This window comes from Candidatus Competibacter phosphatis, from assembly GCF_012939995.1.
GTDB lineage: Bacteria > Pseudomonadota > Gammaproteobacteria > Competibacterales > Competibacteraceae > Competibacter > Competibacter phosphatis.
The window spans coordinates 17,614-27,291 of record NZ_SPMZ01000052.1; the positions used below are offsets into that span (position 1 = coordinate 17,614).

Consider the following 9,678-nt stretch of genomic DNA (forward strand, 5'->3'; position numbering starts at 1 on the left):
CTGGACGGCCTGCGCACGCGGCTGGCGTTCACCGCGCCGGCCTGGGCCGCGTTCTTCCAGCGTCGCCGCCTACTGCTTTTCGTCCCATCCGTTCCAGGACGTCCCACGCGCGGCGTGGAAGGCAGTGATCATGCGCCCTCGTTGGTTGAATGAGCTTCGAGAGTTGATGACCCAAACCTGCGGCTTGGATGCCGAGGCGTTGACCAGTTTGACCACCGTCGAGGACGAGGAGAGCTTTGTCACCAAGGCTGGGGGCTTGATGAGCGTGCTCCACCTGCGCGGCCATTTGCGGGTGGTGGGCGAGGAGGAACTGTCGCGGTTGACCGAGCAACTGCTGTCCTTGCTCGGCCCGGCATTGGCCCACCACGCGGGACATGTCGTCGATGTGGTCTTTTCCAGCGATCCCGCGCAAACGCCGGGCGCGATCGAGGCCCTGCTGACCCCGGGGGCGCGCGCCGCGCACCGCGCGGGCCTTGATTTGGGCGATGTCTTCGCCGAGCGGGTCCGGCACTTGCCGGCGTACACTTGCGCCGAAACGGTGTATTTGGTGATCTGGACGACCCCGGACGGCTTGCCGCGCGCGACCCGACGGCTCGCGGCGCGCGAGCGGCGCCGGGCGGTGAAGCGGATGCCCATCGCGCCGGGGCTGGCGCGCGATAACCAACATCCGTTGGCGTGCAACCGGTATTTGACGGACACCCACCGCTCGCTGGTGCAAACGCTGGTCAACGATCTGCGCGCGGCCGGCTTCGAGCTGGCGCCGCTGCCGGTGGCGGCGGCGTGTCGGTGGATCCGCCGGGAAATCGATCCGGCATGGACGCCGAAGGACTGGCAACCGCTGCTACCGGGCACGAATCTGCCGGCCCCGCGCGTGCGCCCGGACGGGGTTCTGGACCAGGCGGGCTGTTGGTTTCCGGCCTTCGGTGGACAATTGATCCCACGCGGACTGGAGATCGTGGACGACCGAACGGTCCGGGTGGGCGACCGCTTGTATCAGCCGTTTTATGTCGATCTGCCGCAATTGACCGAGGTGCAACGCTTCGAACGGTTGCTCGACCGGGTCCGCCAGCAGCGGCTCCCCTGGCGCTTCCTGATGCGTTTGAGCGGCGGCGCCGAGGCGTGGCTGGCGGCCCGGCATCGCTGGGCGAGCCTGCTGTACTTCGCCAGCACCACCAACCGCTTGATCGACGCGGCGGTTCAGGCGTTGCGTCGGCACCTCCACGAAGGCCAGGTCGGGGTGTTGGCGCAAATGGCGCTGACAACCTGGGTGACGCTGGATGAATCGCCGCCCCATGGCCGTTCCCACCGAGAGGCGCTGCGGGCGCGCACGGCGCATTTGGCCGCGCATGTGCAATCCTGGGGCGGGTGCACGGTGCGCGAGGTGACCGGTCATCCCGTCAAAGCCTGGGTCTCGACCGTGCCAGGCTTGAGTCAGCTGCATATTGGCACCCGCTACGCGGCGCCACTGCGCGAGGTGATTCGATCCTTGCCGCTGTTTCGGCCCGCCTCGCCGTGGCCGGCCGGAGCGATGGTTTACCGGTCCCGCGATGGCCAACTGTTTCCGTATCAGCCGGGGTCCCCGTTGCAAGGGACCTGGAACGAGCTGTATTTCGCCCGCCCCGGCTCGGGCAAATCGGTGGCGATGGCGCTCAACAATCTGGCGTTGATCTTGAGTCCCGGTTTTCGGGAACTGCCCTTTGTTCGGATCATCGACATCGGACCGTCCTCGGAGGGCTTGATTGCGCTGGTGCGGGATGCCTTGCCGGCGGCGCGGCACCACGAGGCGCAATTCCACGCGCCGCAAAACCGGGTGGAGTGGGCAATCAATCCACTGGATACCCCCTTGGGCTTGCGGGTTCCCCCGCCGCAAAAGCGGGCCTTTCTGGTGTCCTTGCTCAGCGTATTGGCGACGGCGCCGGGCGCGGCGGCGCCCCCGGAGGGTCTGGCGGAAACGGCGGGCCTGGCGCTGGATCGCGCCTACGCGCATTATCGCGACGATCAAGCGCCGAAGTTGTACGGCGTCCACCAGGACGCCGCCGTCGCCGCCGCGCTCGAACGCCACGCGATCGTCCTGCCGGAGCGGCCGACCTGGTGGGAGGTGGTGGATGCGCTGTTTGACGTCGGTGATATCCCCGCCGCGATCCGGGCGCAACGTTATGCGGTGCCCTTGCTCAGCGATCTGGTCGTCGTGGCCCAGGAACCGCAAGTCACCCATCTGTACGGGGCCGCGATGCGGTTGGAGGCGACGGCGGAATCGCCGGTGCAATGGTTCAGCCGCGCGATCTCGGCGGCCACCCGCGAATGGCCGATGCTGGCCTATCCGACCCGCTTCGACCTGGGCAACGCGCGGGTGGTCGGCCTGGATGTGGCCGCGCTGTGCGGGGACATGACCCCCGTCGGTCAGCGGCAAACCGCCATCGCCTATTTGCTGGCGATGCATGTGCTCAGTCACGATGTGTTTTGGGACGCGTCCACCACCGAGCGAGCGCCCGAGCGCTACCGCGCCCATCACCGCGACCGGCATGAACGCCTGCGGGCGTACCCACGCAAATTCTGCATGGACGAGAAACACCGCTGCGGTGGTATCGCCGCCATCGACGCGCAGATCGTGCGCTGGATGCGGGAGGGCCGCAAAGCCAACGTCCACACCGCCGTGGCGAGTCAAATCTTGAGCGATTTTTCCGACGACATGGCCGAACTGGCAACGACGATCCACATCATGGAGTACTCCTCGGACGACCAGGCGGCGGCCGTGCGCGCCAAGTTTTCGCTGTCGGCCGCCGCGTTGGCCGCGTTGCGGACTTACGGCACCGGTCCCACCGCCGCCGGCGCGCCGTTCCTGGGGGTGTTTCGAACCCGGCGCGGTACCCTCGCGCAACTGCTCTATCTCACCACCGGTCCGGTCGAGTTGTGGGCGCTGTCCACCACGGCGGAAGACTGCTGGATACGCGCCCAGCTCTACCGGCGGCTCGGACCTCGCCCAGCGCGGGCCGCCCTGGCGCGGGCCTATCCGGGCGGGAGCGCCAAAGCCGAACTGGAACGCCGCCTGGACCACGGCGACGGGACGCTCGACCGCGAGGCCGTGCTCGCCCAACTGGTGGAGGAGGTGGCCGCCCTGGCGCCGTCCTGGGCGGACGCGCCACCGGACCCGGACATCGTAGGGGGTCAGGCGATGGAAGGATTCGGGTAGAGTGGCGATTGTTTATTTTTTATATATAAATATATGATGTATTCACTGTGCGCCCGCATAGGAGGAATCCCAGGCTCATGAACCCGAAAACCCTGCTCCTCATTCCCGCGCTGTGGCTGTCCGCGTGCGCCACCCCATCGCCCGCGCCCGCCCCGTCCGTCGATTCCGGTCACCGCCAACAACTGGCCGACTCCGGCGCCCGAATCGCCGAGGCCCTCGCCCGGCTGGCCGTGGTCGAGCAAGCCACGCACCGCGTCCATGCCCAAACCTATGTGACCACCGACGATGCCCCGCCGGAACTGCGGACCCGTGTCGCCGTGGACTATCAGGGCGACCTGAAGCCGTTCGTCCATCAGCTCGCCGAGGTGGCGGGTTACGAGGTCAGGACCTACGGCCGATCCAGCCTCCTGACGCCCATCAACATTCAGGCGGACGACCGTTCGATTGGCGAGCTGTTGGCGGACGCGGGTTATCAGGCCAGTTGGCGGTGCCAACTGGTGGTCGATCCGAGCCGCCGGGTGGTGGACATTCTCTACGACCATCGCCGCCCGCCATCGGCCCAGCGCCGTCCATCGAAGCGGCGGCGGGGCTAGGGAGGTCACCGATGCGATCCGGTTCTCTTCAAGTGGCGTTGGCGTTGGCGGTGGCGTTGAACCTGGGCGGTGCTCACGCCGGTCTCGGCACGCCCGCATCGGAAACCACGCATGACGATCAAGGCCCACTGCGTCTGGAAGACGTCAAAAGCGGCCGTTCGCTCTCCGATGACGCGATCAACCCGATCCGGGCCGAGGCCCTGAAAGAAACCGCCCTGGCCTACGGGGCGCGGGCCGGACTGTACGCGCGGGCACGGGAAATCAATCAACTGTTGGACGAAGAGGCCGGGATGCTCGATCGGAATTTCCCGTTCGCGCCGCTGATCCTCGCCCACAACGTCTTGCCGCCGGTCATCCAGACCGGGCGCGACACCGTGCGCCAGCACCATGACGCGCAACTGCAATTCGCCGATGCCGTCTACGCGATCGTCCGCCCGGCTAAGCTCGCCGTCGCTCCACCGGACTGGCGGACCTACTTGTACGTGCGCGCCGCGCGCCCGGCCCCGCCCGACGAGACGCTGTTGCCCGACCGCGCCAAGGCGGTGGAGGTCGCCTATTGGGAGCGTTCCGTCGAGGACGGCTGGACCCGAGGGGTCCAACAGGCCGATCAAACCTTGACCGTGCAACTGAACCGGCTGGAACGGGATTTGATCGGGATGGCGCTCTACCGCGAGTTGCTGGCCAAGGGCATGGTGACCCCACCCCGGCTGACCGAACGGCAACGGGGGGTCACGACCGACCGGAATGTCATGCGGGTGAATGACCGACTGTTGGAAATCGCCGAGAACACCCGTTTCCAGACGGAAAACCAACGCTGGAAACCGGTTCCGACCCGGCCGTACCGTCCATCGAAGCGGGCGCCCAAGATCCACCTGCGCGTGCTGGGATTGGCCGCGCCGCCCGGTGTCGCGACGAACGCGTCGTTGCCCGGTGTCGTGACAAAGGCGTCGTCGTCCGCGTCCGCCCACCCGTGGGGAAACCGATGGGAACGCTAGTCGATCTCCAGAATCGGCCGATGCCCGACGACCCCGAACTGGCGGGCTTCCTGGACACCGGGCTGGCCGAGCCGCCCGCGTTCGACCCGGTCTGGTTGGACCGTCTCCTGTTGTGGGCGGCGGACCATGACGTGTCGGATGTCACGATCCAGGCGGGCAATTTCGTGTTCGTCGAACGCTTTGGCCGATTGAGTCCGATCACGCGCCGGCGCTGGAGCGCCGCCGAAGCCTACGGTTGCGCGCAGGCGATCTACGGCGACAACGCGCCCAGTCAACTGGCCCAGGGCGAGGACATCGATTGCTCGTATGAAATCCGCCGAGGCCGCCAGGATCTGGCGCGGTTTCGAGTGAACATGACCGCCGCCCGCGCCGTCCGCGAGTGGGGCTTGGAAATCACGATTCGGACCATCCCGACCACGCCGCCGACCCTGGACCAGTTGGATCTGCCCACGGATTTACGCGCGCATCTGGCCTTCGAGCAGGGCCTGGTCATCGTCACCGGACCGACCGGGTCCGGCAAGACCACCTTGCTCGGCGCGATCATCCGCGCCTTGCTGGAGCAGCCCGATTCCCATCGCAAGATCATCGCGTATGAGTCGCCCATCGAGTACGTCTACGATGCCGTGCCCCGCTCGCGCGCGCTCATCGCCCAACACGAGATCGGGGTCCATCTCCAGAGTTTCGCGGCGGGGGTCCGCAATAGCTTGCGCCGCAAGCCGATGGTCATCCTGGTGGGTGAGTCGCGGGACGCGGACACCATCGACGCCATGATCCTGGCGGCGCAAACCGGTCATTTGGTCTACACCACCGCGCATACCAACAGTGTGCCGGAAACCCTGACGCGCCTGGTGGAGCCGTTTCCGGTGTCGGAACGCGAGGGTCGCCTGGCGGGCTTGTTGGACTCGTTGCGGCTGATCGTCACGCAGCGCCTGGTGCGGACCGTCGACGGCCGCCGCGCCGCCGCGCGGGAGTATTTGCACTTCACCCAGGCGGAGAAGGATCGACTGGCGGAGGCGCCCTTTCGCCAGGTGGCGCGGGTCGCGCGCGAGCTGGTCCGACAAAAGGGTCGCCCGTTGACCCTGGATTTGCACGCGCTCCATGACGCGGGTCGCCTGTCGGACACGGAGTTACACCACTATCGCGAGGTCGGCACCCAACTCGATCCGCTCGGCGGCGTGGCCGTCACCCGATGCGCCGATCCTTCCGATCCCGCCGATCGTGGAGACCCCCACGATGGCTGATGACGCCTTTGCGGTTCAACAAGCGCCATGGCGTCACACCGCGTTGCCGACGATGCTGTGGGGGATCGAGAGCCATGCGATCTGGCCCCTGGTGCTGTGGGCCATTCACATTCGCTGGTCGACCTTCAGCCTGGCGCTCGGCGCCGTCGTCTTCCTGATGGCGATCCGCTATTTCGGACTGGATGCCCGCTCCGCGTATCGCTGGGTTGGCGCGTTCCTGATCCGCGCCCTCGGTGGCGGCCACCTTCGTCCCACCGCGCCCCATTGGCAACGCCGGTGGTGAGCCTTCCCATGACCCATGACAGAACGAGGAACGCCCGAATGGAACGACACTCTTTGAAAAACCTGGCGGATCGGCGGTGGCTACCGGGGGTGGGGTTGGCCGCCCTGATCGCGGCGAGTGCCCTCCACGCCGCCGAAAAATCGCCCGCCGCCGTGTCGGTGCCCGAAACCGCGACGGTGTCCGAAACTGTGCCCGCATCCGAAACTGTGCCCGTGCCGGATGCCGCGCCACCCGATCCGGCCGCCATCGAGCACCTGCGCGAGACCGGGGTCACGGTAAAACGGGTTGGCGTGATTGGCCACGATCTGCGCTTCTGGCGGGTGACGGACGCCGACGGCCGTCAGGCGTTCATCGCCACGACGCGCGAAGGGTTCGTGATCCGGGGTCAGGTGTATTCGCCGGATGGGTCGCTCACTCTCGATACCGAAGGCTCGACCCCGCTGTATCGGTCCGAACCCGAACGACGCGCCCACGGGTTGGCTCGATTGACCGGAGCGCCCCTCCAGGCGGAGACCGATTTTACTTGGCGGCGGCCGAACAAGCCGGGGGTGGCCGACATCTCCCGGACCGACACCCCTCGGACGGTGTGGGACCAACTGGGCCACGCCACGGTCATCGAGGAGGGGAAAGCCGGCGCACCGCTGGTGTATTGCTTCTTCGATCCTTATTGCCCGTACTGCCACCAGCAGTGGAAGGTGCTGCGCAAGAAGGTGAGCGCGGGCACGTTGCAGGTGCGGTGGGTGCCGGTGGCCGTGCTGACGGCCTCGCAAGCGAACCTGGGTGTCGTCGGCGGGCTGCTGGCCGATCCGCGCCCCGAAACGCTGAGCGCCTGGATGCGCTCGCGACGGGTCCGCCCCGACACGAGCGAAGCGACCCAGCGGGCGCTGGGTCTCAACATGGCCCTGTTCCAGGCGCTGAAGGTGCCCCAGGTGCCGGCCTCGATCTACAAGGACCCGACCGGGCGCGTGATCCGCAAGGCGGGGGTGGCCGATCTGTAAGGTCAGTCTCGACGCGGCGACCGGATCACGTCGTGGGGAGCGAGCATCATGATTATGTTATCAGTTATCAATGGATATGAATCCCCTCACGACGGCCGTGCCCCAAACCAGAGGAGCGCATCGCCCTCATGGCTTTCGATCACCTGAAAGCGCAATCCCAACGGGTCCGTGGTGGCGCCGTCCCCGGCGAGCGACCGCCCATCGAGGCGTCACCCACTGAATCCGGCGACGTGGAGATCGCGCCCGCCACCGGCACGCCCCCGTCGCCCGCCACCTCGGCCGCCGCGTCCACCGCCGCGCGTGAGGCGTCCCCGGACGCGCCCACCGCTCCGGAGGTCACCTATTTCGATGACTGGATCGCGCAATTGAACGCCTTGAACGGGCTCTCGCCAGCGGCGGCGCAATCCGCCTTGCGTCAGGCGCTGCAACACGCGCCACGCCATCGGCGTCCATCCGACGAGGATGCCCGGTTGTTCGCGACGGCGGGCACGTCCACCTTGCCCTATGCGGCGGTCATCGACTGGCTCAAGATCCGCAAGGCGGTCGATGTGCACGCGGGTCGCCTGCCTCACGACACGGCCCACCATTGGTTGCGGGGGATGGCCACCGTCGACGGCGACTGGGCCACGCGCTGTCGGACGCTCGCCCACACCGCCGCGCAAACCGGTCATGGCCTGCCGCCCATGCTGGTCAAGGTCCTGGCCGCGCAACCGCCGGCCGCCGTGGCGGGGTATCTGCGCTGCGCCGCGCTGAAAACGCGCCTCGGCGAAGCGGCGATGCGAAGCACGCCACCACCACCGCCCGCCGCCGAGAAGGACTCGCCACCCTCTCCCGCCGCCGAAAAGGACTCGCCGCCGTCCGCTGCGATGGCCGCGAAACCAGAGGCACCCGCTGGCCCGGTGCCTCCACCGAACGCCCCGCCGTGGGCATCGAACCCGCCGGTGTCGGGTTATCCCACCGGCGGTGGCGTCAGCACCACCTTGGGCCAATTCGCCGGGGGCGTGCTCGGGAGCGCCGTCGCCGGTTTCAAGACCGGCTTCAAGAGCGGCTTCTATCGTGTTGTGGAACGGTCGTCCGCCACACCGGGTACCGACCGCGCGGCGGCGCGCGCCGAACAGGCGTTGGCCGATTTCGAGGCGGCCAGCCGGCCATTGGAACGGCACCCTCATTTAGCGGCGTTCTGGCGGGAGGTGGATCGACTGGCGCAACGGAGCGCCGACGGTCAACGCTCAACGGTCTTCCGGGAGGTGCACGCCCAGCCTCGCCATCCGCTGCACGCGCTGTTCGAGCGCCAAAAGGCGGCCGATCCCGACGTGGCCTTGTGGCACGAACGCGCGCACGCGGCCTTCGAGCGGCTCCAAGCGGTGTGGACGCAAACCACGCGCGCATCGATGGCGGACGGCACGGGGTGGTCGCCCACCCCCGCGCAACAAGACCGGTTGCGGGCGGCTTGTCTTGGCGTGCCGCCGGCGACGGATCGTCCCGTGTTGGTGGAGTGCGCCGCGCGGCTGTTGCGCGATCTGGCGTTCGTCCTCCGCCAGGCGTTTCAACGCCCGCGCGCGGGGACCGCCAATCCCGCGCCCTCGAACTAATCCGCAAGGTCCCTGCGATGGAGCACGGTCCGCGCGATCCGCTGGACGGCCTCTGGATCGGGATCTTGGCGATCCTGGTGCCGGTGGTGGCCTGGTGGCTGTGGAGCGAGGCGTTCGTTGGTTGGGTATTCCATCTCAAGCTGGCCCAACTGGGGCTGTTGCAACGGCTCGGCGTTCACGACGCCGCCACCGCCGCACTGGCCACCGCATTGCGGGGTGCCTTGACGGCGCCGGATCGCATCGGCTTCGATGCCTTGGTCTTTGGCCTGGAACGTGTGGGTCTGATCCTGCGATGGCCGCTCGCCGCCGGGTTGACCGGGTTGGGGGCTTGGCTCCTGCTGGGGCATCCGGCCGGCCGCTTTCGCCGCCGCTTCGATTTGCGGGGCTTGGCCGAGGCGATGAAAGACCCCTGGCCCTTCGCCTTGCACGCCTTGCGGCGCGGCCACCTGGACCTGCCGCTCGATCATCCGACCTGGGGGATGGCCCTGTCGAGCGAAGCGTTCCTGCGCCATCACGATCTGCTCGAAGCGACCGCGACCGGCTGGACCCTGCGCGAGGCGCGCGCCGAGGGGGTGTTCGCCGCGCAACGGGGACCGCCCTGGCGCGAGGCGCCCCTCCACGCCCGCGCCCTGGCCGGTCTCCTGGCGCTACGGGTCCTGGCCCTGACCGCGCCCACGGCCGAGGCCGAGCGGCTCAAACGCCGCGCCGGGGCGCTGTGGGGGACGCTCGCGCGGGCCGCCGCCGACCACAAGGCCGGGGATTACCTCCCTCCGGCGGCGGTTTTCA

8 protein-coding genes are annotated in these 9,678 nt (G+C 68.0%); all 8 read left to right on the forward strand.

What is annotated here, in order from left to right; genetic code table 11:
* Positions 1–166: 166 nt before the first annotated feature.
* Complete coding sequence (locus E4P82_RS15885; protein ID WP_169249801.1) at positions 167–3,190, forward strand: ATP-binding protein; 3,024 nt, start codon at positions 167–169, stop codon at positions 3,188–3,190.
* 77 nt (positions 3,191–3,267) lie between these two features.
* Entirely contained in the window at positions 3,268–3,783 is a 516-nt protein-coding gene (locus tag E4P82_RS15890; RefSeq protein WP_169249802.1) for a DotD/TraH family lipoprotein, read from the forward strand.
* Positions 3,784–3,794: 11 nt separating this feature from the next.
* A complete protein-coding gene (locus tag E4P82_RS15895) occupies positions 3,795–4,778 on the forward strand; it encodes a type IV secretory system conjugative DNA transfer family protein (protein WP_169249803.1) in 984 nt (327 codons plus the stop codon).
* Positions 4,766–6,019 (forward strand): type IV pilus twitching motility protein PilT, encoded by a 1,254-nt coding sequence (locus E4P82_RS15900; protein ID WP_246327632.1) that lies wholly within the window; start codon positions 4,766–4,768, stop codon positions 6,017–6,019. The genes E4P82_RS15895 and E4P82_RS15900 overlap by 13 nt, the downstream gene beginning before the upstream one ends.
* Complete coding sequence (gene icmT / locus E4P82_RS15905) at positions 6,012–6,302, forward strand: IcmT/TraK family protein (protein WP_169249804.1); 291 nt, start codon at positions 6,012–6,014, stop codon at positions 6,300–6,302. Before E4P82_RS15900 ends, icmT begins: the two co-directional genes overlap by 8 nt.
* 38 nt (positions 6,303–6,340) lie before the next feature.
* Entirely contained in the window at positions 6,341–7,300 is a 960-nt protein-coding gene (locus E4P82_RS15910) for a hypothetical protein (protein WP_169249805.1), read from the forward strand.
* 128 nt (positions 7,301–7,428) lie between these two features.
* Positions 7,429–8,892: a hypothetical protein gene (locus E4P82_RS15915; protein ID WP_169249806.1), complete on the forward strand. Its 1,464-nt coding sequence runs from the start codon at positions 7,429–7,431 to the stop codon at positions 8,890–8,892.
* Positions 8,893–8,909: 17 nt separating this feature from the next.
* A partial coding sequence (locus tag E4P82_RS15920) for a hypothetical protein (protein ID WP_169249807.1) occupies positions 8,910–9,678 on the forward strand: 769 nt, incomplete at its 3' end.

What these genes read in the sequence shown, in the direction of transcription:
- E4P82_RS15885 (WP_169249801.1), top strand. Translation starts at nt 167, where the DNA reads ATGACCCAAACCTGCGGCTTGGATGCCGAGGCGTTGACCAGTTTGACC.
- E4P82_RS15890 (WP_169249802.1), top strand. Translation starts at nt 3,268, where the DNA reads ATGAACCCGAAAACCCTGCTCCTCATTCCCGCGCTGTGGCTGTCCGCG.
- E4P82_RS15895 (WP_169249803.1), top strand. Translation starts at nt 3,795, where the DNA reads ATGCGATCCGGTTCTCTTCAAGTGGCGTTGGCGTTGGCGGTGGCGTTG.
- E4P82_RS15900 (WP_246327632.1), top strand. Translation starts at nt 4,766, where the DNA reads ATGGGAACGCTAGTCGATCTCCAGAATCGGCCGATGCCCGACGACCCC.
- icmT (WP_169249804.1), top strand. Translation starts at nt 6,012, where the DNA reads ATGGCTGATGACGCCTTTGCGGTTCAACAAGCGCCATGGCGTCACACC.
- E4P82_RS15910 (WP_169249805.1), top strand. Translation starts at nt 6,341, where the DNA reads ATGGAACGACACTCTTTGAAAAACCTGGCGGATCGGCGGTGGCTACCG.
- E4P82_RS15915 (WP_169249806.1), top strand. Translation starts at nt 7,429, where the DNA reads ATGGCTTTCGATCACCTGAAAGCGCAATCCCAACGGGTCCGTGGTGGC.